This window comes from Knoellia sp. AC549 (assembly GCF_979258975.1).
Genome location: NZ_OZ409890.1, coordinates 3,119,357 through 3,145,142, shown reverse-complemented (window position 1 = coordinate 3,145,142; position 25,786 = coordinate 3,119,357). Strand labels below are relative to the sequence as shown.

The following is a 25,786-nucleotide window of genomic DNA, read 5'->3' as shown; positions in this document are numbered from 1 at the left end:
CGGTTCCGAAGCGCACGGCCGGGCCGGACGAGATCGGGTGACACGCTCGGCAGCTCGTGCATCCCGCGCGTGTCACCCCATCTCGTGGGGCGGGCAGGACGGGGCAGGGTGGGACACGGGCGAACGGGGGCGGCCGGCATACCGAATGTCGGTATGCCGGCCGGTCACCTCACACGCGTCAGGCGCGCGGCTTCTCGCGCATCTCGTAGGTGGCGATGAGGTCGCCGAGCTGGAGGTCGTTGTAGGACCCCAGGTTGATGCCGCACTCGAAGCCCTCACGGACCTCGGTGACGTCATCCTTGAACCGGCGCAGGCCGGCGATCTCGACGTTCTCGGACACGACGACACCGTCACGCGTGATGCGTGCCTTGGTGCCGCGCTTGATCTCGCCGCTGCGGACGATCGATCCGGCGATGTTGCCGAACTTGCTCGAGCGGAAGATCTCGCGGATCTCGGCGGTGCCGAGCTCCACCTCTTCGAACTCGGGCTTGAGCATGCCCACGAGGGACTGCTCGATCTCCTCGATGGCCTGGTAGATCACCGAGTAGTAGCGGATCTCGACGCCCTCACGCTCGGCGTAGTCAGCGTTCTGGCCCTCGGCCCGGACGTTGAAGCCGATGATGATGGCGTTGGAGGCCACGGCGAGGTTGATGTTGTTCATCGTGATGGCACCGACACCGCGGTCGATGATCCGCAGGTCCACGTCCGCGCCCACGTCGATCTGGAGCAGTGCGTCCTCGAGCGCTTCGACGGAACCGGACACGTCACCCTTGAGGATGAGGTTGAGGGTGTCGACCTTGCCCTGTGCGATCGCCTCGTTGAGGTCCTCGAGCGAGATGCGCTTGCGGGCCTTGGCCAGGCTGGCCTGACGGTCGGCCGACTCACGACGCTCCGCGATCTGGCGGGCGGTGCGGTCGTCGGGCGCGACGACGAACGTGTCGCCGGCGCGTGGGACCGAGGAGAGTCCGAGCACCTGGACCGGACGGGACGGGCCCGCCTCCTGGACGTTGTTGCCGTGCTCGTCGAGCATGGCGCGAACGCGGCCGTAGGAGCTGCCGGTGACGATGGCGTCACCGACCTGGAGCGTTCCGGACTGGATGAGCACCGTCGCGGTCGCACCACGACCCTTGTCGAGGTTGGCCTCGATCGCGACACCACGGGCGTCACGGTCGGGGTTGGCCCGCAGGTCGAGGGCCGCGTCCGCGGTGAGCAGGACGGCCTCGAGCAGCGCGTCGATGTTCTCGCCCTGCTTGGCCGAGACGTCGACGAACATCGTCTCGCCGCCGTACTCCTCGGCGACGAGGTTGTACTCGGTGAGCTGCTGCCGGATCTTGGACGGGTTGGCGCCCTCGACGTCGATCTTGTTGACCGCGACGACGATCGGGACGTCCGCCGCCTGGGCGTGGTTGAGCGCCTCGATGGTCTGCGGCATGACGCCGTCGTCGGCGGCGACGACGAGGATCGCGATGTCCGTGACCTTCGCACCACGAGCACGCATGGCGGTGAACGCCTCGTGACCCGGGGTGTCGATGAAGGTGATCGGACGGTCGACGCCCTCGTGCTCCTTATGGATCTGGTAGGCACCGATGTGCTGGGTGATGCCTCCGGACTCGCCACCGGCGACGTCCTCGTTGCGGATCGCGTCGAGAAGACGCGTCTTGCCGTGGTCGACGTGACCCATGACCGTGACGACCGGCGGGCGGGCCGCGAGGTCGTCCTCGTCCTCGGCGTCGACCCCGATCTCGAGGTTGATGTCGAAGGCGTCGAACAGCTCCTTCTCCTCCTCCTCCGGCGAGACCATGCGGATGTCGAAGCCGAGCTCGGCGCCGAGCAGCTTGAAGGTGTCCTCGTCGAGGCTCTGGGTCGCGGTCGCCATCTCACCGAGGTGGAACATGACCGTGACGAGCGACCCCGGGTTGGCGTTGATCTTGTCGGCGAAGTCGGTCAGCGATGCACCCTGGCGCACCTGGATGATCGTCTTGCCGTCACCACGAGGAACGCTCACGCCACCGATCGACGGCGCCTGCATCTCCTCGAACTCCATGCGCTTGGCGCGCTTGGACTTGCGGGCGCGACCGGGACGGCCACCTCCACGTCCGAAGGCACCGGCCGTCGAGCCGCGGCCAGCTCCACCGCGGAAGCCACCACCGCCGGGGCGACCGGCGAAGCCGCCGCCACCTGCACCTGGGCCACCGCCGCCGGGACGACCCGGGCCACCGGCGCCGGGACGACCACCGCGACCACCGGCGCCACCGGGGCGCTCGCCCGGACGGGCGACCGCACTGGAGGACGGCATCATGCCGGGGCTGGGACGGGCACCGCCGGGGCGGGGACCGGCTGCACCGGCTCCTGCACCTGCGGGACCACCGGGACGGGGCGCGCTGCGCGGACGCGGCATGCCCTGGCTCGGCGCGAACGGGTTGTTGCCGGGACGTGCGGAGCCGCCGCCTTCGCGGCCACCCTCACGACCACCTTCGCGCGGGGCCTCGCGGCCGGCGTCACGACCGCCCTCACGGCCCTGGCGCATGCCCTGGCTCGGTGCGAACGGGTTGTTGCCCGGGCGGGGAGAGCCCGCTCCGGGACGAGGTGCGGGACGGGCGCCGGAGTCGCCGGACTCGCGGGGGGCCCGTGCGGCCGGAGCCGAGGGGGCGGGAGCTGCCGGGGCAGGTGCGGCCGGGGCCGGGGCTGCGGGAGCAGGGGCGGCCGGCGCGGGCGCGGCCTTGGCCGGGCTCGCTGCAGCGGCAGGAGCAGGAGCAGCCGGGGCGGGAGCCGCCGGACCTGGTGCGGGCCTGCCGGCCTGCGTCGGGGCCGGTGCTGCCGACTTGGGGCCGGGGGTCGCGGGCGCCGTGCCGGACTCGGCGGGTGCGGACTGGCTGGGCGCAGCGGGCGCCTCAGTGGGCTGAGCGGGGGCCTTCTTGGCGGCCGGCTTGGCCGCCTCGGGGGCTGCCGCGGGCTTGTCGACCGGGAACTTCTCCTGGTAGCGACGCACCACGGGGGCCTCGACCGTCGAGGACGCCGACTTGACGTACTCACCCATGTCGTTGAGGCGCTCGAGGAGGACCTTGCTGGTCACTCCGACATCTTTGGCGAGTGCACTGACTCGAACCTTTGCCACGTTTTCTCCTTCTTCTGGTCCCTGCGACCTGACGAAGCAGAAATCGCGGACCGCTAGCTTGGGGGGCTGCATTACTGAGTTCTCATCGGGTGCTCATCAGCGTCAAACCACTCTCTGTTCTCAGAGCTACGGTTGGTTCCCTGGGGATGGTTGGTTGGTCGTCTGCTCGTGGGTGGCGATCTCCTCCGCCACGGCTGCGGTGTCCAGAGGCGCGCTGACTCTCAGCGCACGCCCGAACGCCCGACGCCGGACGGCGAGGTCGAAACAGTCTCCGGTGGGATGCAGCCAGGCGCCGCGCCCCGGAAGACATCGCCGGAGGTCGGGGACGAGGTCCCCTTGGTCTCCGACAACCACTCGCAGGAGTGCCGACCGGCTATCCGTGGCTCGACATCCCACACAGGTGCGCACGGGCTCGATCAGTGACGATGTATGCCGTGTGCCCGCCTCAGCGTGCGACGCCCGAGTCCGGAGTCCAGTCCGGTCGGTCCCCTCCACTCTAGCGCCTAGCGGGCGTCGGGTGCGTCACCGGACGACTCAGCAGGGCTCTGGGCGGCCCCCTGACCGGTGGCGGCGCCGGGGTTGTCGGAACGGATGTCGATGCGCCAGCCCGTGAGCTTGGCCGCGAGCCGGGCGTTCTGCCCCTCGCGGCCGATGGCGAGCGAGAGCTGGTAGTCGGGCACGATCACCCGGGCCGCGCGCAGCTGCCAGTCGACGATCTCGACCGACTGCACCCGAGAGGGGCTGAGGGCCGACGCGATGAAGGTGGCCGGGTCCTCGCTGAAGTCGACGATGTCGATCTTCTCGCCGTGCAGCTCAGCCATGACGGCACGCACGCGGGCACCCATCGGGCCGATGCAGGCGCCCTTGGCGTTGAGCCCGGCGACCTTGGTGTGCACCGCGATCTTGCTGCGGTGTCCGGACTCACGGGCCAGCGCCGCGATCTCGACGCTGCCGTCGGCGATCTCGGGGACCTCCAGGGCGAAGAGCTTGCGGACGAGGTTGGGGTGGGTGCGCGACAGCCCGATCTGTGGCCCGCGCAGGCCGCGCTTCACGCTGACGACGTAGACGCGCAGGCGCTGGCCGTGGACGTACTTCTCGCCCGGGACCTGCTCGGCCAGGGGCAGGATGCCCTCGACCGTGCCGAAGTCGACGGTGACGTGACGCGGGTCCGGGCTCTGCTGGATGACGCCGGCGACGATGTCACCCTCCCGCCCCTTGAAGTCGCCCATGATCGCGTCGTCCTCGATGTCGCGCAGGCGCTGGACGATGACCTGGCGGGCGGTCGCCGCCGCGACGCGACCGAAGTCGGTGGGGGTGTCGTCGAACTCGGGACCGTACTCGCGACGCATGCGTGGGGCCGGGCGCTCGGCCGGAGCCGCCTCGGGCGGAGCCTCGGCGTCGTCACCTGCTCCGGTCGAGTCTGCCGCTGCGGTCGCCGGAGCCGCCACGTCCGCAGACGCCGCGTCAGCCGTGGGCTCGGCGGGCTCCTCCTCGACGGGGACCTCGAACTCCTCCCGGGCCCAGATCGTCACGTGCCCGGTCTTGCGGTCGAGCTCGGCCCGGGCGTTGCGCGAGGAGCCGTCCGAGCGCTGGTAGGCGAGAAGGAGGGCCTGCTCGATCGCGGGGATGAGCACGTCGAGCGAGATGTCGCGCTCGCGCTCGACCCCTCGCAGGACGGCGAGATCGATGTCCATGGGTCAGTTCTCCTTGTCGAGCGGGGCGTCGAGCGGGGCGTCGTCGGGGTCGTCGCCCGCGGGTGTGTCCGTGGCGTCGGTGTCGTCTGGCCGCGAGAACTCGACCTGCACGTCGGCGCGCGAGATCGCGGCATACGGATAGACGTCGTCGCGCGCAGGGGTCTTCTTGACGGACGCGACGTGGAGCGTGAGGTCGTCGGATCCGGCGCGGGTGATGCGGCCCGTCACGGGCTCGCCGTCGACGGGAGAGAGCACCACGAGCCGGCCCACGTTGCGCCGGAAGTGCTGGGCGTCGGTCAGCGGACGCGAGACCCCGGGCGAGGTGACCTCGAGCGTGTAGGGCTGGGCGCCCAGCAGGTCGGACTCGTCGAGGGCGTCGCTCACGGTGCGGGTGGCGCCGGCGATCTCGTCGAGGGTGAGCGGGCTGTGGGTCTCGGTGACGTCGCCCGTGGCCTCGAGGACCCGGTCGACGACGACCCGCACGACCCGGCGGCGTCCGGCGGGAGTCACGACGACCTCTTCGAGGACCAGTCCTGAACCGTGCAGCGCGCCGTCGATCAGCTCCTGCACTCCAGCGTCTGAAGTCATCGGTCTCCCTCTCTGTAGTTCTCGAGCTGCCACTGCGAGCACCGTCGTCGAGCCGCAGTCGGCATCGAGGCGTCGTATGCCGTGGGCAGGCTTGCGCAGCGTCGTCCACTGTAGCCGTGAGGAGGCATGCCCTTCCACGCGTGCGAGGATGCCGACATGCGTGACGTCTCCTCGACGGGCCAGGGCCCGTCCCGGCGCCTCGTGACGGCGGGGGCCGTCGGCGTCGCCGTCACCGCGCTGGCTGGGTGCGGAATCCGCCTCGAGGACGACGCGCCGCGCGTGCCGCTCGTCCCGACCCGCTCACCGATCGAGGGCGAGGACGCGCTGCTCCGGCTCCTGTCCGCCGTGCAGGCCGCAGCGGTCGCCCCGGTGGACCCGAAGCAACGCCTCTCGCCCCTGCTCGCGCCACTTCACCAGCGACAGGCGAGGGTGCTCCATGACGCCCTGCGACAGCGTGGGGTGCCCGAGGACCAGCTGTCGTCGGCAACGACCTCGCCCTCGGCGTCGACCTCGGCAGGACCATCCACGTCGCCGTCGCCGTCCCCCTCCCCGTCCTCGGCGCCGGCGACGCTCGTCGCGGTCGAGCGCTCCGTCGTCACAGCCGGCGCCGGCTGCTCACGCGCGGAGTCAGACCTGCGACCCTCGCTGCTCGCGCTCCTCGGGCAGGCCCACGCGGCGCTCGAGATCGCGACCCTCGAGTCGGATCCGGCACCGGACGCGCCAGCGGCGTGGTCGACACCAACTGCGCTCGTCCCCGTCATCGGAGCCCTGCGCCGGGCGACGTATCTCCTCGAGGTCGCGGCCGCGCGTTCACCCCAGCCGGCGCGCAGGGCCGGGCTCGAGGGCATCGGGAGACTCGAACGGCTCACCGCCGAGCTCGTCACGGCTGCCGGCGATGCCGCGCCCGCCCCGGACCTCGGGCATGCACTGCCCCGCCGCGTCTCCACGCCGGCGGAAGCCGCCTCCCTCGCGACGGAGGCGATGGCCACGCTGCTGACCGCCTTCGGCTCGGCCCTCGAACCCCTCTCCGAGAAGGATGCGGAGACTGCATTCACCACTGTCCCCCGATGGCTCGGAACCGTTGCGGCACAGGCGAGTCGGCATGGCATCCCTCTCGCGCCCTTCCCCGGGCTCACGTGAGCCCACCGCCCGGTCCCGACCCACACGCACCAGCGGAGTGGCTGACGTGGATGAGTCGGCTCCCGTCCGAGGGTGGGCCGACGGGGGCCGACTGGGCGCGGGACGTGGACCGGATCACCCGTGAGTGCCTCGATGCGTGGGACCTCCAGATCGCCGGAGAGCCGATGACGGGGTGGACCGCCGTCGTGCACCCCGTCGTGCGGCGAGGGACCGAGAGCGACCCACTCGTGCTCAAGGTGGGGTGGCCCCACGTCGAGTCCGCTCAGGAGCACCTGGCCCTGCGGGCCTGGGACGGACGAGGAGCCGTGCGCCTCGTGGCCGCCGACCCGTCGCGAGGGGCACTGCTGCTCGAACGCCTCGACGCGAGCCGTGACCTCGAGACCATGGACATCGACGAGGCGTGCGCCGCCATCGGCGGTCTCTACCGCGAGCTGCACGTGCCGGCACCACCCAGGATCCGCACGCTCACGGCATACCTCGATCCCTATCTCACCAAGCTGCGCCAGCGCACCGACGTGCCGCGACGGGTCACGTCACGGGTGACCGGCCTGGCCCGGGACCTGCTCGCGGAGCCGGCGCCCAGGGTGCTCCTGCACACCGACCTGCACTTCCAGAACGTCCTGGCCGCGGAGCGCGCCACGTGGCTCGCCATCGACCCCAAGCCGTTGGCCGGCCACCCCGGCTACGAGCTGCATCCGCTGCTGCGCAACAGGTTCGACGAGCTGGGCACCGGCGCCGCCATGCGCTGGTCGGTGCGCCACCGTCTCGAGGTGACCTGCGACGCGGCCGGCCTCGACGAGGAGGTCGGCCGGCTCTGGTGCATCGTGCGCTGCGGTGTCGAGATCCTCTGGGCGGCCGTCGACGGGGACGAGGTCGAGCTCTCGAAGAACCTCACCCTGCTCAAGGCGCTCGAGGACTGACCAGCCCGCGCACCCGGCGGATCACATGCGCGAGGCGCCGTCCCTGATCGCCTCGCGGATGCGTGAGTAGGTCCCGCAACGACAGATGTTGCGTATGCCGTCGAGGTCGGCGTCGTTGATCGAACGACCCTCTGCCGCAACCTTTTTCACCAGGGCGACCGCAGCCATGATCTGGCCCGGCTGGCAGTAGCCGCACTGTGAGACGTCTCGGTCGAGCCAGGCCTCCTGCATGGGGTGCAGCTCGTCGCCGGGCACCGTGCCGGCCAGCCCCTCGATCGTCGTCACCTCGTCGGTGTCGCCGATGTCGGACACCCGCACCGAGCACGGGTTGAAGGCCTTGCCGTTGATGTGGCTCGTGCACGCCTTGCACACGTTGATGCCACACCCGTACTTGGGACCGGTGACGCCCAGGACGTCGCGCAGGACCCAGAGGAGTCGGACGTCGTCATCGATGTCGACGGTGACGCGTTCTCCGTTGAGGATGAAGGTCTGCTCAGGCATGGTCGATCCTCAGAAGGTGTGGGAGAGGCCGTCGGTCGGCGACTCGGGGACGGAGGGGATGAAGGTCTTGATCTCGAAGGCGATCGGGTCGGCGTGGTTGATCGGGAAGGTCGTGGGCATCGTCCCCGTGGCGCGCGCATAGGCGCAGGCGACCGCCGCGAAGGACGCGGCGACACCGGCCTCCCCGACCCCACCGGGCTCCTCTGACGTGGAGTCCATGACGACGACGCGCAGGTCCTGGGGGACGTTCCACTGCCGGGTGTAGAAGTAGTTGTCCCAGCTCGCCTCGAGGAAGTGACCGTCCTTGAGGTGGCAGCTCGCCGTGAGGGCCATGGCGAGACCGTCGTTGAAGCCGCCGATCATCTGCGCCTCGACACCGGTCGGGTTGACGACGAGACCGGCGTCGATGCCGACGATCGCCTTGGTGACGCGGGGGCCACCCACACCGTCACGGATGCGGCGGTTCACCGTCTCGGGGCGGCAGTCGATCTCGACGAGCACTGCTGTGGCGCCGTGGTACTCCTTGTGGATGGCGATGCCCTGGGCGGTGCCCGCCGGCATCCTGCGACCCCACTGCCCCTCGGCTGCGACCTTGCGCAGCACGGCCTTGACCTGCTCGTCCTTGAGGTGGGCGAGCCGGAAGGCGAGAGGGTCCTTGCCCGACATCGCGGCGAGTCGGTCGATGACCAGCTCGGCGGCGGTGCGCACGTCGGGTGAGTAGATGTTGCGCATCGCGCCGGTCGAGAACCGCTGGTCGGTCTCGTTCAGCAGCTGGGTGACCACGCCGAAGTTGTAGGGGATCTCCTGGGTGAGCTGGAAGACCGTCTCGGCCACGGAGAGGTTGCCCAGACCCGTGGGAAGCTTGGTGGCGATGGAGCTGAACAGGTCACCGAAGCCATGCCCGAAGTCGGTCTTGACGCTCGTGTGGCGCTGCTCGAAGGACAGCACCTGACCGGCGAGCACGGTCGCCCTCACGCGCGAGGTGCACATGGGATGCAGCCGGCCCTGTCGTGGCTCGTCGGCGCGGTGCCACAGCAGCTTGACCGGCTTGCCCATGGCCTTGGAGATCCGCGCGGCCTCGACCGCCGCATCGGCGAAGAGCTTGTGCCCGAACGACCCTCCCCCGGTGATGACGTTGACCTTGACGGCCGAGATCGGGAGCCCCACCGCCTGGGCGATCTCGGCCTGCGCCACGATCGGGGCCTTGACGCCGGCCCACACCGTGGCCGTCGTGGCGCGCACGTCGGCGATGGCGGCGTTGGGCTCGAGGGCTGCACTGCTGCGGAACATGAAGGTGAAGCCGGCGTCGACCGTCCTGGTGAGCAGCGGCACCTTGGGCACGACCATCGGGAAGCTGGGCCTTGCGTATGCCGGCCAGCACACTTGCGTCGCTGGCTCCTGCGACGGCACCTCCGGCCCACTGCGCGTCCACCGCACGAACGGCGTCGATGCACTGTCCGAACGTCTTCGCGCGGATCGCCACGCCGGTGGAGACCATGACGACGTCGGTGACTCCCGGCATGGCCCGCAGCGCGGCGAGGTTGGCCACCGAGACCGGCACTCCCTTGTGGACAGGTGGCCGGGCGACCATCGTCGGCAGCGCATCGGGGACCTGGAGGTCAAGGGCGAAGTCCTTGGCCCCGGTGACGATGTCACGGGCGTCGGTGCGGCCGCGGGCCTTGCCGATGACGCCGAAGGAGCTCCGAGCCTTGAGCCTGACCGGGATCGTGATGGTGACGGCGCTGGCGGCCGCCCTGGCGATGGCCCCATAGGTCACCGAGCGGCCGTCGGCGGCGGTGATGACTCCGTCCTTGGTCGTCAGGGTGGACGGGCTCACCCGCCACTGGGCCGCAGCGGTGTTGACCAGGCGCGTGCGGGCGGTCGCCGCCGCGACCCTGATCGGGGTGAACGTCGTGAAGGTGGTGCTCGAGCCACCGGTGAGCTGGTTGAAGACGAGCTCCTGGCGAGCCGGGGCGAGCGTGACGTTGACGCGCTCGACGGGCAGGTCGAGCTCCTCGGCGATGATCATGGCCGTCGAGGTCGTGATGCCCTGTCCGACCTCGGTACGCGGCATGGCGAAGGCCGCTGTCCCGTCCTCCTTCACGACGATGGCGATGAGACCGGACGTGGGGGCGGCCGCGAGGTTCTGGGCGTCGAGCAGGTCGAACAGCGACGCGATCTGTGGCGGCGACGGGATCGCGGCCTCGCTCGTCTCGGCCCGGGCCAGCTCGACGGCGACCATCAGGGTCGAGCCCGCCACCACATGGCCGAAGTGCCGTCGGCTCACCCCTCGTCCCGGGGAGTCCTTGCTCGGTGCTGGGGCAGGGATCTCGACGGACTCGGCGGAATCGGCCATGAACAACTCCTGACGGATGACCCGCGGCCTCGTTGCCGCGGAGGAGACCGGACGTCGTAGAACGCACCACTAGTCTCCCGGTAACCCTAGGTGGCTTCGGCCCTCCCGGCATCCTGACAAGGGATCCGTCACATCGTCGTGCAACCGCGAGGTTGCTTCTCAAGAGCCTACGTGCAACTATGCGATTGCACATTGTCGACGACCGGAGGAACCATGGGCACCGAACAGATCCAGGACACCATCACCCGCGAGATCGAGATCGACGCGCCCCTTGCCGTCGTGTGGGAGCTCGTCTCCCGGCCCGGCTGGTGGATCAACGACGGCACGATCGTCGACAACACGATCGAGCAGCAGGACGGCGCGTGGCTCGTCACCAACGCCACCCACGGGGCCTTCCCCCTCCTCGTCGAGGGCTCCCGCGAGCCGACCTACGTCGCCTTCCGCTGGGCGCCCTGGGACGAGCGCGTGGTCCAGACGGGCAACACCCTCGTGGAGTTCTTCCTCGACGGACCTGACGACGGACCCGTCACCGTCCGGGTCGTCGAGAGCGGCTTCGCCTCGATCGAGCTGGCCCCCGACCGTGTGGCCGAGAACCACCGCGAGAACGCATCGGGCTGGGCGACCGAGCTGGGTGCCCTCAGGACACACCTCGAGGCGCGATGAGCAGAGCGCCTCAGCTGGAGGAGTCCGCGACCAAGGTGTTCACCGCCCTGGCGGACGGCACCCGCCGCGCCGTCCTCGAGTCGTTGGCCCACCGCGAGGTGGCGACCGCAACGGCTCTGGCAGAGGGGCTGACCATCACCCGGCAGGCCGTGCTCAAGCACCTGACCGTGCTCGCGGAAGCGGGTCTGGTCGACTCCACCCGCACCGGGCGGGAGGTGAGGTTCCGGGTGCGACCCGATCCCCTTCGCCAGACCGCGGCCTGGCTCGCGGCACGGGCGGACTCGTGGGACGGCCGACTGGCCGCACTCAAGGACGAGGCCGAGAAGCGCTCTGGGCGAGCGTGAGCTCCGCAACGAGACGTCGCCCGGCGTCGACGGCGACGTCTCGCAGCCGCCCGGCCAGTGGCGAGAGGGTGCCGCGCCAGATGAGGTGCACGACACGGTCGGGCACCGCGGGCTCCAAGGGGTGGAAGGACAGCGCCTCGTCGTCACGCTGACCCCACACGGCGAGCAACGGCATGACGGCGACGCCGAGGCCGGCCCGGACCATCGAGGTGACCCCCTGGTTGTCGGCCGTGCGGAAGGCCATGTCAGGGACCACGCCGGCCTGAGCGAACGCGGCCTCGACGGCGACCTGGTGACAGACGGGTGGCAGGGCGACCATGGCCCGACCATGCAGGTCGTCGAGGCGCACGGGCCCTGCCGCGAGCACGCCACGCGGAGCCACCACCACGTGCTGGTCCCGGAACACCTCGACCCGGTCGGCGTCGTGCGGGCCGGGCCGGTCGAGGAACACGAGGTCGAGGACGTCCAGCGGCGGCTCGACCCTCTCGTCCTCGAACAGGCGGATGTCCGCGTCGGGGTGCTCGGTCAGCACCCTCTCGACCACGTCGGGCAGGAGCACGTTGGTGACGGTCTGGAAGGTGCCGACGTCGACCCGGCCCCCTCCGGCATGGAACCGGTCGATGGCCTCACGCGCGGAGCGCTCGCCCAGGAGCAAGGGCTGCGCCTGGGTCAGCACCAGCTCGCCGAGTGCGGTGATGCGGGGACGCCGGGCACCACCGGGTCGGTCGAAGACCGCCCCACCCACCCGCCGCTCGAGCGTGGCGATCTGCTGGCTCAGTGATGACTGCGTGTAGCCCAGCTCGGCTGCGGCGGCGCCGAAGGTCCCCGTGCGGGCGACGGCATCGAGGGCGGCGAGGAGGCGAAGGTCCAGCATGCAGCCAGTATCGACGCAGCCGATCACGACCATCAAGAACTATCGCTTTTCCTGCATCGGAGGTCGCCCTAGCGTCCCTTCCATGAACCCCGAGACCATGCTCCCCATCCACGACGTCGAGCTGTGCGTCCAGACCACGGGCAACCCTGCCGACCCTGCGATCCTCCTCATCCACGGGGCAGCGACGTCGATGATCTGGTGGGAGGACGAGCTCTGCGAGCGACTCAGCGCTGCGGGCCGGTTCGTCATCCGCTACGACCAGCGCGACACGGGACGTTCGACGAACGACCCGGCCGGGCACCCGGCATACGACATGGCCGACCTGGCACAGGACGCGATCGGGATCCTCGACGCCCTCGGCGTCGACCGGGCACACGTGGTGGGGCGGTCCATGTCCGGAGGGACGGCCCTCATCCTCGCCGTCGACCACCCTGACCGGGTCGAGACCGTGACCTTCATGGCCACGTCGCCCGGTGACCCCGGCCTGCCGCCGCCGACGCCCGAGCTGATGAAGGCCTTCGAGGGGGACGCGCCGGATCCGGCCGACCGCAGGGCGTGGGTCGACCACATGGTCCGGGTGATCCGGGCGTTCTGGGGCGGCTCGCCGTTCTTTGACGAAGGCCGGGTGCGCGCCCTCGCCGAGCTCGACGCGAGCCGGACTCGCGACCTGGGGAGCGCCGACAACCACGTCGCGATGGAGACACCCGGTCCGGTGGGCGGAGGCTTCGGCGACGTGAGCGTGCCGGCCCTGGTCGTGCATGGCGACCTCGACCCGGTCTTCCCTCTTGCCCATGCGTTTGCGCTGTGCGACGCGCTCCCCGCCGCCGAGCTCGTCGTGCTCGGACAGACCGGTCACGAGCTGCCGCCGGAGCGATGGGCCGAGTTCGTCGATGCGCTCGTCGCGCACACGGATCGGCGGTCGGCGTGAAGGCCGCCGTCTGGTTGCCGCTCTTCGACGAGCTCGCCGAGCCACGCGTCGTGGCCGACCTCGCTGTGGATGCCGAGGCAGCGGGGTGGGACGGGCTGTTCGTCTGGGACCAGATCACCTGGCGCGCACCGGTGCTGGCGGTCGCCGACCCGTGGGTGTGCCTCGCGGCCGCAGCCACCGTGACGTCGAGGATCGCCCTCGGGCCGATGGTCAGCCCGCTCCCGCGGCGTCGCCCGACCAAGGTCGTCCGCGAGAGCGTGTCCCTCGACCGCCTGAGCGGCGGTCGGCTGGTCCTCGGCGTGGGGCTGGGCAGTGACCGGTTCGCGCAGGAGTACTCGCGCACGGGCGAGCCCGCCGAGGACCGGACCAGGGCCGAGATGCTCGACGAGAGCCTGCGGATCCTGCGCGCCGCGTGGACCGGGGAGCCCGTCCACCATCACGGCACCCACCACCTCGTGGACGACCTCACGTTCGCCCCGAGACCGGTCCACGACACCATCCCGATCTGGGTGGCCGGCTTCCCGGGGAACCTGCGGCCGCTGCGCAGGGCGGCCGCACATGACGGATTCTTCCCGGTCAACCTCACCTCTTCTGACCAGCTGGCGGAGGCCGTGGGGCGCGTCCAGGACCTGCGCGAGGACACGTCGCGACCCTTCGACGTCGCCGTCGACCTGGCACCCGGCACTGATCCCGCGCCGTGGCTGGCCGCGGGGGCCACGTGGGTGCTCACGGACCTCGATCCGCAGACGCTCCGGCTGGAGATCGTGCGGGCCATGGTGCGCGAGGGGCCGCAACGGCCCGCCTAGGCTGAAGGCATGGCCAACCGGCTCGCGCAGTCCACGTCTCCGTACCTGCTCCAGCACGCCGACAACCCGGTGGACTGGTGGGAATGGGGTCCGGAGGCCTTCGCGGAGGCCCGCCGCCGGGACGTCCCCGTCCTGTTGTCCATCGGGTATGCCGCCTGCCACTGGTGCCACGTCATGGCTCACGAGTCGTTCGAGAACGACCGAGTCGCCGAGGCCGTCAACGCGAGCTTCGTTGCGGTCAAGGTGGATCGGGAGGAGCGGCCCGACGTCGATGCGGTCTACATGAACGCCACGACCGCCCTGACCGGGCACGGGGGCTGGCCGATGACGTGCGTCCTCACGCCTGACGGCGACCCGTTCTTCGCCGGCACCTACTTCCCGCGCCAGCAGTTCCTCGCGCTTCTCGCGAACGTCACGAAGGTGTGGACCGAGCAGCGCGCCGACGTCGAGGCGTCGGGCGCCCACATCGCGGGGCAGCTGCGCGAGCTGACGGCTCCAGCGGCCCCGGCAGTCATCACGGTTGAGGCGCTCGGCAGCGCGGTGACGGCCTTGCGGCAGCACTACGACCTGGTGCGGGGCGGCTTCGGTGGTGCGCCGAAGTTCCCACCGTCGATGGTGCTCGAGTTCCTCCTTCGCCATCACGCGCGGACCGGCGACCCCGACGCGCTGTCCATGGCCCGACGCACCTGCGAGGCCATGGCCCGCGGTGGCATCTACGACCAGCTCGCAGGTGGCTTCGCAAGGTATGCCGTGGACGCGGACTGGGTGGTGCCTCACTTCGAGAAGATGCTCTACGACAACGCCCAGCTGCTGCGCGTGCACGCCCACCTGTGGCGGGCGACCGGCGATCCCCTGGCGCGGCGGATCACCGCTGAGACAGCCGACTTCGTCCTTCGTGACCTCGGCACGGCAGAGGGCGGGTTCGCCTCCGCCCTCGATGCCGACACCCTCGTCGACGGCGTCGGTGTCGAGGGCGCCACCTATGCCTGGACGCCCGCGGAGCTCGTCGCGGTGCTGGGGTCGGAGGACGGCGCGCGCGCGGCATACCTCCTGTCCGTCACGGAGAGCGGCACCTTCGAGCACGGATCGTCGACCCTCCAGCTGCTCGTCGACCCCGAGGACCCGTCGTGGTGGGCCAGGGTTCGTTCCACGCTGCTCGAGGCACGTCTGCAGCGGCCGCAGCCGGACCGTGACGACAAGGTCGTCACCTCCTGGAACGGCCTGGCGATCGCCGGTCTGGCCGACGCCGGTGTCCTCCTCGACCGCCCCGACCTCGTCGAGGCGGCGGTGACGTGCGCGGAGTTCGTCGTCGCGACCCACGTCGTCGACGGCCGGCTGCGGCGCGCGTCGCGCGACGGCGTCGTCGGGACCGCGGCCGGGGTCGCCGACGACCACGGGAACCTCGCCGAGGGGTTGCTCGCCCTGCACCAGGCGACGGGTGACCCTCGATGGCTGGCCGAGGCCGGGGCGATCCTCGATGTCGCCCTGGACCACTTCGTCGACGACGAGGGCGTCCTCCATGACACGGCGGACGACGCTGAGCAGCTGTTCACCCGCCCCCGCAGCCAGGCCGACAACGCCGAACCCTCGGGGGTCTCCTCCCTCGGCGGCGCGTGGCTCACGTACGCCGCGCTCACCGGCTCGACCCACCACCGCGAGGCGGCTGACGCCGCGCTGGCCAGCGTGGGTGCACTGGCGGCGCGCGACCCGCGCTTCGCGGGCTGGGCCCTGGCCGTTGCCGAGGCTGCTCTGGCCGGCCCGCTCCAGGTGGCCATCGTCGGCGACGGACCCGTGGCCGACCAGATGCTGCTCGCGGCACGCGCCAGTACGTCTCCCGGCCTCGTCATCGCCCGTGGGGCGCCGGACTCCCCCGGGCAACCACTGCTCGAGGCGAGGCCGCTCGTCGGAGGTGAGCCGGCGGCATACGTGTGCCGTGGTTTCGTCTGTGACGCCCCTGTGACGGGCGTCGAGACGCTCGCTGCAGCGCTGTCCCGGGTCTAGAGGTCGACCGTGCCCTCGATGCGCGTCACGGCCTCGCCGGAGACCCAGACCTCACCGTCGGCGGCCTCGATGTGGACGCGGCCGTCACGGCCGATGACCGATCCCTGCCGCGCGACGTAGCTGTCGGGCAGGGCGCCGGTGCTGGTGAGCCACTGCGCAAGGGCGGCATTGGCACTGCCGGTCACGGGGTCCTCGCCGAAGTCTCGGCCGTCGGCATAGAAGGCGCGCACCTCGACGTCGGCGCCGAGCTCCGTCGCGCGGCGGGCGTCCCAGCGGCCGAGGACGGCCACCTTGAGGTCGGCAAAGGCCGCGATGTCGGGAACCACGTCGATGACGGCCTGCGCGGAGCCCAGGTCCACGGCCACCCAGCCGGGTCCGTTGTCGGCCCAGGCCAGGTCGACGACGGCGGAGTCTTCGACGGCCAGGGCGGTGACGATCCGAGCGCGCAGGTCGGCGTCGACCTCACCCGAGCGGGTCAGCGGAGGTGCGGCGAAGCCGAGTCGCGGGGTCCGGCGGACGGTCACGAGACCAGCACCGCAGTCCTGGACGACGGCCTCTCCCTGGGGTGTCCCACCGGCCTCGAGCCAGGCATGGGCGCTGCCGATGGTCGGGTGGCCGGCGAACGGCAGCTCACCGCCGGTGGTCCAGATGCGGACCCGGTAGTCGGCTCCAGGATCGGTCGGCTCACAGAGGAACGTCGTCTCCGAGAGGTTGGTCCACCGGGCGAAGTCCGCCATCTGCGTGTCGGTGAGGCCGTCGGCGTCATGCACCACCGCGAGAGCGTTGCCGAGCCATGGCTCGGAGCTGAAGACGTCGACCTGGCGGAAGGGCAGCATGCGCACCATCCCAGCACACGGTGACGGCGACAGGTCAGGTGCGAGGGACGGTCACCGTCACGACCCCGCCGTTGGGTATCGGGACCCACTCGACCTCGCGGTGGGTGCGCCCCTCGAGCCGGGCGAGCGCCACGCGCATCGTGTCACCGTGCGTGACCCAGACGACGTGGTCGTGGGGTGCGCCGTGTGCCTGGGCGATGGGTGAGGCCAGCCGTCGATGGACGTCGGCGAGACTCTCGCCACCACCCCATCTCACCTCACTGACGTGCAGTCCGTCCGGCACCGCCTCGGCCGTGAGCTCGCTCGTGCAGCTGCCCCTCGAGCTCACCCAGCGACTGTTCGCGCAGATCGGGGTCGTTCGCGACGGTCACACCGAGGGCGGCACCGATGACGTCAGCGGTCTGACGAGCGCGCGCGAGGTCGCTCGACACCACGGCGACGGTGCCCGAGCCGGCGATGCTCTCGACGAGGAGGTCCGCGGCGGCCTGGGCCTGGGCGCGACCGAGGTCCGTGAGCTCGGGGTGGGCGGCCTGGCCCTGGAGCCGACCCTCGACGTTCCAGCTGGACTGTCCGTGGCGGACGAGGTGGAGCTGGAACGGGCGCACCGGGCAACTGTAGGGCTGCGTAGAATTCGCCAGGTGTCGGGACTGCTGGTGACGGGGACGAGCTCCGATGCGGGGAAGTCCCTCGTCGTCACGGCCCTGTGCCGCCTGTGGTCGCGCCAGGGCATCCGGGTGGCGCCGTTCAAGGCCCAGAACATGTCGAACAACTCCATGGTGTGCCGCGACGGGTCCGAGATCGGGCGGGCGCAGTACCTGCAGGCGCAGGCCGCCGGGGTCGAGCCCACGTCGGTGCACAACCCGGTGCTGCTCAAGCCGGGCAGTGACCGACGCGCGTTCGTCGTGGTGCGGGGGAAGCCTGCTGGGCAGCTCGTGGCGGGTGAGTACGCGACCGGTCGCCGGCACCTGGCGCAGGCTGCGTTCGAAGCCTTCGAGGAGCTGTCGGGCTCGGTCGACCTCGTCGTGGCCGAGGGCGCCGGCTCTCCTGCCGAGGTCAACCTGCGTTCGGGCGACTATGTGAACCTCGGTCTGGCACAGCGCTTCTCGTTGCCCGCCCTCATCGTCGCCGACATCGACCGAGGCGGGGCACTGGCGGCCCTGTTCGGCACCTGGGGGTTGGTGGACGACGCCGACCGGGAGTTGCTGCGTGCCTATGTCATCAACAAGTTCCGCGGCGACGAGTCCGTGCTGACTCCGGGCCTCGACGTCGTGACCGAACGGACGGGTATGCCGTGTGCCGGCGTTCTCCCGTGGCTCGAGGACGTGTGGCTCGACTCCGAGGACGCCCTGTCGATCGGCCGCTGGCGACCCACGTCTGACACTTCGGCCGACCGGCTGTCGGTGGCGGTCGTGCGCTTCCCGCGGACGTCCAACGCCACCGACGTGGACGCCCTGGCCGCCGAGCCGGGCGTGGACGTTCGGGTCACGACAGACCCCAATGTGTGCCGTGAGGCCGACCTGCTCGTCCTGCCCGGTTCGCGGGCCACAGTCAGTGACCTCGACTGGTTGCGGTCGACCGGGTTGGCCGACGTCGTCTCGTGGCGGGAGGCGCACGGACGCCCCGTGCTCGGGATCTGCGGTGGCTACGAGATGTTGGCGCAGTGGATCGATGACTCCGTCGAGAGTGAGCACGTCGGACGGGTTGCCGGGCTGGGCCTGCTGCCCACAACCGTGACCTTCCATCCCGAGAAGGTGTTGGCGCGTCCGACCGGCCAGTGGCGAGGACATCGGGTCGAGGGCTACGAGATCCACCACGGCGTGGTGTCGGATGACCGAGCCTTCCCCGGCGGGACTGCCTCCGACGCGGTGTGGGGCACCATCTGGCACGGCACCCTCGAGTGCGACGACTTCCGTCGTGCCTGGCTCACCGAGGTTGCAACAGCGGCTGGCTCGTCGTGGCAGCCGGACGCGGCCTCCCTGGGGTTCGCGCAGCGGCGTGAAGCCATGATCGATGCCCTCGCCGACGCCGTCGACGAGCACCTCGACCACGAACTACTCCTGGAGATGGCCCGTTGAACACCGTTGCAGCACAGCGCGACCCACGCGAGGTCCGGATCATCGGCATCGGCACCGGCTCCCCCGCCCACGTCACCGGCCAGGCCGTCGCGGCGCTGCGCGAGTGCGACGTCTTCCTCGTCGCTGACAAGGGCGAGGTCAAGGACGAGCTCGTCGCCGTCCGTCGGCTCATCTGCGAGGAGCTCCTCGACGAGGGGACCTATCGCATCGTCACGGTGACCGACCCGGAACGTGGGCCGGACGCGGAACGGGACCGGGCGGCATACCGGGCAGGTGTGGATGCGTGGCACGCAGAGCGCGCGGACCGCTACGCCGAGATCATCGAGACCCTGCCGGCGGGCGAGACCGTGGGGTTCCTCGTATGGGGCGATCCGGCGTTCTATGACAGCACCATCCGCATCGTCGACGCGGTGGGGCGACGGACGCCGTTGCGGGCCCGGGTCATCGCCGGACTGTCCGCGATCCAGGTCCTCGCCGCCGAGCACGGCATCGTCCTCAACGGCATCGGCCAGCCCGTGCACATCACCACCGGACGGCGGCTGGTCGACGAGTGGTCATCCGCGCTCGGCACGGTCGTCGTCATGCTCGACGGGTCGTTGCGGTGCCGTGAGCTGGTGGATCGCGCCCCGGATCTCAGGATCCACTGGGGCGCGTATCTCGGTCTGCCACAGCAGGTCCTGCGCGCCGGGAGGCTGGCTGACGTCATCGACGAGATCGTCGAGCTGCGCGCCCAGTTGCGTCAGGAGCACGGCTGGGTGATGGACACCTACGCGCTGAGTGCCTCGTCAGCCGGCGACGCAGAGGACGCCCCTGTTGCCGTCCTGGTCGGCGATCACGGTGAGTGAGGGCGCGTCGCTGTCATCGACGACGGTCCCGCCCGCGGCCACGACGGCGGCGATCCGCTGCTCGGCCACCTCGGCCGCCACGTAGACCTCGAGGTGGAACCGCTGTCCGGGAGTCTCGTCCTCGCCGACCTCGCCGAACCACAGGTTCGGCACGCGCCCCGTGGCGTCCCGGATCTCGTCGCCGGGTGAGCCGTGGCCCTGGGCCTCGGCGTTGCCGGTCAGCAGGGCGGCCCACACCGGAGCGATGGTGGCGGAGTGCGCTGTGTCGAGGCCCAGCTCGATGACGCTGACCGAGGTCGGGTCGGCCCTGAGCGTGTGGTCGGCGGCGATGCTGGTGATCCGTCGGGCCAGGTCGACGTCCTGCTGCGTCGGCCACTCGATGACGTACTCGGTGCCGTCGTCGTCACGGTAGATGGCGTCGTCGGTGACCAGCTTGAGGTCGACGCACCCCTTGCCCATCGAGACGCGCGGGTGGTGTCCGAGTGCGTCGCCTGCCTCACCCACAGCGGTGACGAACCGGGCGCCGGTGGCGAAGTCGTCGACCAGGTAGCGGGCGTGCAGCCCTTGGGCCAGCTTGCGCCAGTCGGTCAGCCCGGCCGCCGTGATCTCGTCGCCCTTCAGCATGTCCATGCTTCCGGACCCTATCCGTGAACCCGCCCGATCAGGGCTCCGTCCGAGCCATCTCGCGCCGGGTCCGCAGGCCCTGCAGCACGAGTGATGCCGCGAGGGCAGCGCCGACACCTTCGCCGGAGCGCAGGCGCAGGGTGAGGAGGGGCTCGAGGCCGAGCAGGCCGAGGACCTTGCCGTGGGCGCGTTCGCGGCTCCGCTGCCCGGCGATGAGGTGAGCCTGGACGCTGGGCTCGATGGCGGCTGCGAGGACGCCCGGCAGGGAGCCGGCGAGTCCGTCGAGGACCACGGGGGCGCCCGCATCGGCGGCGCCGAGCACGACGCCGGTGAGCAGGGCGATCTCGGGTCCGCCCAGTCCGGCCAGAAGGTCGGCCGGGTCGTCACGCCACGACTCCGCGCGGGCCCCGAACCGCTCGCGAGCGGCGGCCACCGCGGCCTGCTTGCGCTCGACGATGTCGGTGTCGGCCCCTGCGCCGACACCGACGGCCTCGCGCGGGGACAACCCCGTCACGACACACGTGAGGGCTGCGGCAACCGTGGTGTTGCCGATGCCCACCTCGCCCAGCACGACGATGCCGGAGCGTGCGGCGTGCTGTCCGAGCCGCCGTCCCGCGTCGAGCAGCCGGTCCACGTCGGCGCGCTGCAACGCGTCGGCGTTCGCCAGGTCGCCACGCGGCTCGGTGGGGCGCGCGTCGATGGCGCCCGGGACGGGCTGCCCGCCCGCAGTGCCCGCGTCCACGACGACGAGCTCCAGGCCGGCGGACCTCGCGCTCACCGCGCCCATCGCGACGCCGGCCACGGCAGCCTCGAGCACGTCCCGGGTGACCCGGTCCGGATAGGCGCTCACGCCCAGTGCCGCGACCGGGTGGCTGGCGCCGGCGAGGACCAAGGTGCCGCCGAGCGGCATACGCCCTCGTCCCAAGGCCTCGACGCGGCTGACGACGCGGTCGAGCACTCCCAGCGACTCAGGCGGTGCGAGGAGTCCGTCTGCCTCGTCGGACGCCGACACGAGGGTCTCTCGCGGCAACCGGTCGAGGTGAGAGACCGGCGGGGCCGCATCGTCACCGGTCCACCGGTCGCGCATGACGACCTCGTGCAGCGGCATCCGCTTCGACCAGGCGGCCCGCTCGAGCCCGGGCGACGGCGGGCGCTCGTCCGGCCAACCGAGGCATATCCAGCCCATGGGGACGACGTCCTCGGGCAGCTCGAGGAGTGCGGCCAGCTCGGCGGGATCGAAGAGGGTCACCCAGCCCATGCCCAGGCCGCGTGCCCGGGCGGCGAGCCACATGTTCTCGATCGCGCAGGCACACGACCAGAGGTCGGCGTCGGGGAAGGTCGCCCGGCCGAGGACCCCGCTCGACGGAGTGCGCCGGTCGCAGACGACGACCACTCCGACCGGCGCCTCGCGCAGGCCCTCGAGCTTGAGGTCGAGCATCCGGGCGGCCCGGTCGTCGGTCAGCAGCGCAGCCTGGTCCAGGCGTGCGCGGTCGGCGAGGTGGGCGGCCCGGTCACGGATGGCCGGGTCCCTCACGACGATGAACCGCCACGGCTGCGAATGGCCGACGGACGGCGCCCGGTGACCAGCGGTGAGCACCTCGGTGAGGAGGTGCTGAGGGACCGCGTCGGAGCGGAACCGTCGGATGTCACGGCGGCCGGCGATGACCTCGTCGAGGGCCGCGACGACGCCCGGCTCGAACGCCCAGCCGGACGGGTCGGTACTGCGCTCCTGGGCGCTCGTCGTGTCCCCGACGAGAGGTGTGGGGCGGGGCCAGGACGTCGTGGCCGGACCCGGTGGTGTCGTGCGGTCGGCGCTCACTCCTCGAGGTCGCCCTCGACGTCGAGGTAGACCTGACGCATCTGGTCCATGACCTCGGGGTCCGGCTCCTCCCACAGCCCGCGGTCGGCGGCCTCGGAGAGCTTCTCGACGATGCCGCGCAGGGCCCAGGGGTTGGCGTGGCGCATGAAGTCCTGGTTGGTCTTGTCGAGGACGTAGTCGTGCGCGATCCGGTCATACATCCAGTCGGGCACGACGCCCGCGGTCACGTCGAACCCGAAGAGGTAGTCGACGGTTGCCGCCAGCTCGAACGCCCCCTTGTAGCCGTGGCGCTGCATCGCCGCCATCCAGCGCGGGTTGACCACGCGGGCCCGGAAGATGCGGTTGGTCTCCTCCTGCAGGGTGCGGGTGCGCACGCTCGAGGGAGTGGTGGAGTCGCCGACGTAGGCCTTGGGGTCGGTGCCGGTCAGCGCACGCACGGTCGCGACCATGCCGCCGTGGTACTGGAAGTAGTCGTCCGAGTCGAGGATGTCGGACTCGGTGTTGTCGATGTTCTTGGCGGCGACCTGGATGCGGGTGTAGTTGCGCTCCATGTCGTCACGCGCCGGCGCCCCGTCGAGGTCCCGGCCGTAGGCGAACCCTCCCCACGCGGTGTAGACCTCGGCGAGGTCCTTGTCGTCACGCCAGGTGCCGGACTCGACCACCTGGAGTATGCCGGCACCGTAGGACCCGGGCTTGGATCCGAAAACCCTTGTGCGGGCGCGGCGCTCGTCTCCGTGCTGCTGGGCGTCGGCCGTGGCGTGCGCCCTGGGGTAGTTCTGGTCCAGCGGCTCGTCAAGGCCCACCACGAGTGCGACCGCGTCGTCGATGAGGTTGATGACGTGCGGGAACGCGTCGCGGAAGAAGCCCGAGATGCGCACCGTGACGTCGATGCGCGGGCGCCCCAGCTCGGCCAGCGGGATCGCCTCGAGACCGATGACGCGTCGGGACTGCTCGTCCCAGAGGGGGGTCACGCCGAGGAAGGCGAGGATCTCGCCGATGTCGTCACCGGAGGTGCGCATCGCGGACGTGCCCCAGGCCGAGAGGCCGACGGAGCGGGGAAGCTCACCCTCGTCGTCGACGTAGCGCTGCAGCAGCGACTCGGCCATCGCGACGCCGGTCTCGTAGGCGAGGCGGGACGGGATCGCCTTCGGATCGACCGAGTAGAAGTTGCGACCCGTCGGAAGCACGTTGACGAGACCGCGCAGAGGCGAGCCCGAAGGACCCGCCGGGACGTAGCCGCCGTCGAGAGCGTGGAGCACCATGGGGATCTCACCGGTCGTGCCGGCCAGACGGGGGACGACCTCCTCGCACGCGAACCGCAGGGAGGCCTCGACGCCGGGATGCTGGAGGCCCAGCTCGGTGGCGACGATCCCGGGCACAGCGCTCACGTCCCAGTCGCGGGCCGACAGCGCCTTGACGAGCCGCCCCGCCGTCTCCTCGGCGGCGTCCGTCTCGCTCGTCGAGGCACCGGTGTCGCTGAGCCCCAGCGCTGTTCGCAGACCTGGCACCCCGTCCTGCTGACCGCCGAAGACCTGACCGGCACGCAGGATCGCCAGAACGAGGTTGTCGAGCCCCTCGCCCGAGGGCGCCTCCCCCAGGACATGGAGCCCGTCGCGGATCTGGACGTCCTTGACGGCACACAGCCAGTAGTCGATCTGGCCGACGAGCTCGTCGAACCCCGTCTCGTCGGGGCGCTCGGTGAGGCCGAGGTCCTGGTCGAGCTTCGCGGCCTGGAGAAGGGTCCAGATCTCACCTTGCAGCGCCGGTGCCTTGGCCGGGTCCATCGCCGCGACGTTGCCGTACTCGTCGAGCAGCTGCTCGAGACGGGCGATGTCGCCGTAGGACTCGGCTCGTGCCATCGGCGGCACGAGGTGGTCGACGATCGTCGCATGGGCGCGGCGCTTCGCCTGCGTCCCCTCGCCCGGGTCGTTGACGAGGAACGGGTAGATGAGGGGCACCGAGCCCAGCGCCGCGTCGCTGCCGCAGCCAGCTGAGAGGGCGAGGTTCTTGCCCGGCAGCCACTCGAGGTTGCCGTGCTTGCCCATGTGCACGACGGCATGGGCGCCGAACTCCTCCTCGATCCACCGGTAGGTCGCGATGTAGTGGTGCGTCGGCGCGAGGTCGGGGTCGTGGTAGATCGCGATGGGGTTCTCGCCGAACCCGCGCGGCGGCTGCACGAGCAGCACGATGTTGCCGGACCGCAGCGCGGCAGAGACGATCTCGGCCTCGCCGCCCTCGGCCACGGCCGACGAGTCGACGAACAGCTCGCCCGGCGCCTCGCCCCACGCCTCCGTCATCTCCTCGCGAAGGTCAGCCGGAAGGGAAGCGAACCACCCGGCATACCGGCTGCTCGGAATGCGCACGTGGTGCTCGGTGAGCTGACCGTCGGTCAGCCACTCGGGGTCCTGACCGCCGGCGGCGATGAGCGCATGGACGAGGGCGTTGCCCGCCGTGGTGTCGAGGGCTTCGCCGTCGCGCGGCTCCACGTCGTCGAGGCCGGGTATGCCGCCCCGCTCGCCCAGGTCGTATCCCGCCTCTCGCATCGCGCGCAGCAGCCGGATGGTCGAGACCGGGGTGTCGAGGCCGACGGCGTTGCCGATGCGGGAGTGCTTGGTCGGGTAGGCCGACAGGAGGATGGCGACCTTGCGCTCGGCTGGCGGCGTGTGGCGCAGGCGGGCATGACCGACGGCGATGCCGGCCACGCGGGCGCACCGCTCGGGGTCGGCGACGTAGTGCGGCAGACCGTCGGAGTCGGTCTCCTTGAAGGAGAACGCCACTGTGATGATGCGCCCGTCGAACTCAGGCACGGCCACCTGCGTCGCGACGTCGAGAGGTGACATCCCCTCGTCGGACTGGCTCCACTCCTCGCGGCTCCACGTGAGGCAGAGGCCCTGGAGGATCGGGACGTCGAGAGCGGCGAGGGCCGCGACGTTCCACGAGTCGTCGTCCTCACCGGCGGAGGCCGTCGCCGGCCGGGTGCCACCGGCGGCAAGGACGGTCGTGACGATCGCGTCGTAGGTGCCGAGGTGCTCGAGCAGGTCCTCGGGCGCGTCCCGCAGAGAGGTGGCGTAGACGGGGACGCCCACTCCCCCGGCGTCGTCGATGGCGTCGGCGAGGGCGTGGGCGAAGTCGGTGTTGCCGGCAGCCTGCTGGGCGCGGTAGAAGAGCACGGCGACGCGGGGGCGGTCGGGAGTGGAGACGGGCTCGCGCTCCAGGGTCCCCCACGGAGCCAGCTCGATCGGCGGCTCGAACGTGTCCCCCGTCAGCAGCAACGTGTCGCAGAGGAACGCGTGGAGCTCGCGGAGGTTGTCGGCGCCACCCTGGGCGAGGTAGCGGTGGGCCTCGTGGACGACCCCGGCGGGCGCCGTGGACTCAGCCATGAGCGCGGCGTTGGGGGCCTGCTCGCCGCCGAGGACGACGAGCGGGACGCCGGTGTCACGGATGCGGGCGAACCCGGAGCAGAGGTCCTGCGGCGAGCCGAGGATGCGCGCCACGACGATGTCGGCGCCCTCGATGGCCTGGGCCATGTCGGTGTGGCCCGGGCGGCTGGGGTTGGCCCAGACGTAGTCGGCTCCGCTGGCGCGGGCACAGAGGAGGTCGGTGTCGGACGTCGACAGCAGGGCGATGCGGGGCATGGGCCGTGAGGCTCCTTCCGGG

22 protein-coding genes and 2 pseudogenes are annotated in these 25,786 nt (G+C 71.1%); 9 read left to right on the top strand and 15 right to left on the bottom strand.

The features are described from left to right. Nucleotides 1-178: 178 nt before the first annotated feature. The 4 genes from infB to rimP form a co-directional block, all read right to left on the bottom strand. Nucleotides 179-3,115: a translation initiation factor IF-2 gene (gene infB, locus ACZZ98_RS15315; protein ID WP_463517051.1), complete on the bottom strand. Its 2,937-nt coding sequence runs from the start codon at nt 3,113-3,115 to the stop codon at nt 179-181. A 126-nt stretch (nt 3,116-3,241) separates the two neighbouring features. Further along, entirely contained in the window at nt 3,242-3,511 is a 270-nt protein-coding gene (locus ACZZ98_RS15310; protein WP_463517794.1) for a YlxR family protein, read from the bottom strand. A gap of 107 nt (nt 3,512-3,618) precedes the next feature. After that, nucleotides 3,619-4,809 (bottom strand): transcription termination factor NusA, encoded by a 1,191-nt coding sequence (gene nusA, locus ACZZ98_RS15305; RefSeq protein WP_463517050.1) that lies wholly within the window; start codon nt 4,807-4,809, stop codon nt 3,619-3,621. Nucleotides 4,810-4,812: 3 nt separating this feature from the next. Next, nucleotides 4,813-5,397: a ribosome maturation factor RimP gene (gene rimP / locus ACZZ98_RS15300; protein ID WP_463517049.1), complete on the bottom strand. Its 585-nt coding sequence runs from the start codon at nt 5,395-5,397 to the stop codon at nt 4,813-4,815. 156 nt (nt 5,398-5,553) lie between these two features. Between rimP and ACZZ98_RS15295 the strand changes: the two genes are divergently transcribed. Beyond that, on the top strand, nt 5,554-6,537 hold the full coding sequence (locus ACZZ98_RS15295) for a hypothetical protein (RefSeq protein WP_463517048.1): 984 nt from the start codon (nt 5,554-5,556) through the stop codon (nt 6,535-6,537). A 50-nt stretch (nt 6,538-6,587) separates the two neighbouring features. After that, nucleotides 6,588-7,457 carry an aminoglycoside phosphotransferase family protein gene (locus tag ACZZ98_RS15290; protein ID WP_463517047.1) on the top strand — a complete coding sequence of 290 codons (870 nt, stop codon included), beginning with the start codon at nt 6,588-6,590 and terminating at the stop codon, nt 7,455-7,457. 21 nt (nt 7,458-7,478) lie between these two features. On the opposite strand, the gene ACZZ98_RS15285 is transcribed toward ACZZ98_RS15290, so the two are convergent. The 4 genes and pseudogenes from ACZZ98_RS15285 to ACZZ98_RS15270 form a co-directional block, all read right to left on the bottom strand. After that, nucleotides 7,479-7,958 (bottom strand): (2Fe-2S)-binding protein, encoded by a 480-nt coding sequence (locus tag ACZZ98_RS15285; protein ID WP_463517046.1) that lies wholly within the window; start codon nt 7,956-7,958, stop codon nt 7,479-7,481. Between the two features lie 9 nt (nt 7,959-7,967). Continuing rightward, nucleotides 7,968-8,933 carry a molybdopterin cofactor-binding domain-containing protein gene (locus tag ACZZ98_RS15280; protein ID WP_463517793.1) on the bottom strand — a complete coding sequence of 322 codons (966 nt, stop codon included), beginning with the start codon at nt 8,931-8,933 and terminating at the stop codon, nt 7,968-7,970. Nucleotides 8,934-9,032: 99 nt separating this feature from the next. Further along, a pseudogene (locus ACZZ98_RS15275) lies at nt 9,033-9,248 on the bottom strand (molybdopterin cofactor-binding domain-containing protein); the annotation flags it as partial. A gap of 463 nt (nt 9,249-9,711) precedes the next feature. Next, nucleotides 9,712-10,032 (bottom strand): annotated as a pseudogene (locus ACZZ98_RS15270) (molybdopterin cofactor-binding domain-containing protein); the annotation flags it as partial. Between the two features lie 495 nt (nt 10,033-10,527). On the opposite strand from ACZZ98_RS15270, the gene ACZZ98_RS15265 reads away from it, so the two are divergent. Both ACZZ98_RS15265 and ACZZ98_RS15260 read left to right on the top strand, forming a co-directional pair. Beyond that, nucleotides 10,528-10,977: an SRPBCC family protein gene (locus ACZZ98_RS15265; RefSeq protein WP_463517045.1), complete on the top strand. Its 450-nt coding sequence runs from the start codon at nt 10,528-10,530 to the stop codon at nt 10,975-10,977. Further along, nucleotides 10,974-11,321, top strand: coding sequence for an ArsR/SmtB family transcription factor (locus ACZZ98_RS15260; RefSeq protein WP_463517044.1), 348 nt, complete (start codon nt 10,974-10,976; stop codon nt 11,319-11,321). The genes ACZZ98_RS15265 and ACZZ98_RS15260 overlap by 4 nt, the downstream gene beginning before the upstream one ends. Here ACZZ98_RS15260 and ACZZ98_RS15255 read toward each other — a convergent pair. Next, nucleotides 11,284-12,195, bottom strand: a complete 912-nt coding sequence (locus ACZZ98_RS15255) for a LysR family transcriptional regulator (RefSeq protein ID WP_463517043.1) — start codon at nt 12,193-12,195, stop codon at nt 11,284-11,286. The two genes, ACZZ98_RS15260 and ACZZ98_RS15255, sit on opposite strands and share 38 nt — an antisense overlap. Before the next feature lie 82 nt (nt 12,196-12,277). On the opposite strand from ACZZ98_RS15255, the gene ACZZ98_RS15250 reads away from it, so the two are divergent. From ACZZ98_RS15250 to ACZZ98_RS15240, 3 genes are read left to right on the top strand one after another with little or no spacing between them, the layout of a single operon-like run. Beyond that, nucleotides 12,278-13,123 (top strand): alpha/beta fold hydrolase, encoded by an 846-nt coding sequence (locus ACZZ98_RS15250; RefSeq protein ID WP_463517042.1) that lies wholly within the window; start codon nt 12,278-12,280, stop codon nt 13,121-13,123. After that, a complete protein-coding gene (locus tag ACZZ98_RS15245; protein ID WP_463517041.1) occupies nt 13,120-13,929 on the top strand; it encodes an LLM class flavin-dependent oxidoreductase in 810 nt (269 codons plus the stop codon). Before ACZZ98_RS15250 ends, ACZZ98_RS15245 begins: the two co-directional genes overlap by 4 nt. A gap of 9 nt (nt 13,930-13,938) precedes the next feature. Next, the gene (locus tag ACZZ98_RS15240; protein ID WP_463517040.1) at nt 13,939-15,930 is read left to right on the top strand and encodes a thioredoxin domain-containing protein; all 1,992 of its coding nucleotides are present in this window, start codon (nt 13,939-13,941) and stop codon (nt 15,928-15,930) included. Here the strand turns inward: ACZZ98_RS15240 and ACZZ98_RS15235 are convergent. The 3 genes from ACZZ98_RS15235 to ACZZ98_RS15225 are packed head-to-tail and all read right to left on the bottom strand — an operon-like array spanning nt 15,927 to nt 17,371. After that, complete coding sequence (locus ACZZ98_RS15235) at nt 15,927-16,766, bottom strand: PhzF family phenazine biosynthesis protein (RefSeq protein WP_463517039.1); 840 nt, start codon at nt 16,764-16,766, stop codon at nt 15,927-15,929. The genes ACZZ98_RS15240 and ACZZ98_RS15235 overlap by 4 nt on opposite strands. A gap of 34 nt (nt 16,767-16,800) precedes the next feature. Further along, entirely contained in the window at nt 16,801-17,094 is a 294-nt protein-coding gene (locus ACZZ98_RS15230) for a histidine phosphatase family protein (protein ID WP_463517038.1), read from the bottom strand. After that, a complete protein-coding gene (locus ACZZ98_RS15225) occupies nt 17,024-17,371 on the bottom strand; it encodes a histidine phosphatase family protein (RefSeq protein WP_463517037.1) in 348 nt (115 codons plus the stop codon). Before ACZZ98_RS15225 ends, ACZZ98_RS15230 begins: the two co-directional genes overlap by 71 nt. A 33-nt stretch (nt 17,372-17,404) precedes the next feature. On the opposite strand from ACZZ98_RS15225, the gene ACZZ98_RS15220 reads away from it, so the two are divergent. Further along, complete coding sequence (locus ACZZ98_RS15220; RefSeq protein ID WP_463517036.1) at nt 17,405-18,841, top strand: cobyric acid synthase; 1,437 nt, start codon at nt 17,405-17,407, stop codon at nt 18,839-18,841. Next, the gene (cobF, locus tag ACZZ98_RS15215) at nt 18,838-19,686 is read left to right on the top strand and encodes a precorrin-6A synthase (deacetylating) (protein ID WP_463517035.1); all 849 of its coding nucleotides are present in this window, start codon (nt 18,838-18,840) and stop codon (nt 19,684-19,686) included. The genes ACZZ98_RS15220 and cobF overlap by 4 nt, the downstream gene beginning before the upstream one ends. Here the strand turns inward: cobF and ACZZ98_RS15210 are convergent. From ACZZ98_RS15210 to cobN, 3 genes are read right to left on the bottom strand one after another with little or no spacing between them, the layout of a single operon-like run. Continuing rightward, nucleotides 19,627-20,316, bottom strand: coding sequence for a VOC family protein (locus ACZZ98_RS15210; RefSeq protein ID WP_463517034.1), 690 nt, complete (start codon nt 20,314-20,316; stop codon nt 19,627-19,629). The two genes, cobF and ACZZ98_RS15210, sit on opposite strands and share 60 nt — an antisense overlap. A 31-nt stretch (nt 20,317-20,347) precedes the next feature. Continuing rightward, on the bottom strand, nt 20,348-22,129 hold the full coding sequence (gene bluB / locus ACZZ98_RS15205) for a 5,6-dimethylbenzimidazole synthase (protein ID WP_463517033.1): 1,782 nt from the start codon (nt 22,127-22,129) through the stop codon (nt 20,348-20,350). Beyond that, entirely contained in the window at nt 22,126-25,764 is a 3,639-nt protein-coding gene (cobN, locus tag ACZZ98_RS15200) for a cobaltochelatase subunit CobN (RefSeq protein WP_463517032.1), read from the bottom strand. The genes bluB and cobN overlap by 4 nt, the downstream gene beginning before the upstream one ends. Nucleotides 25,765-25,786: the final 22 nt, after the last annotated feature.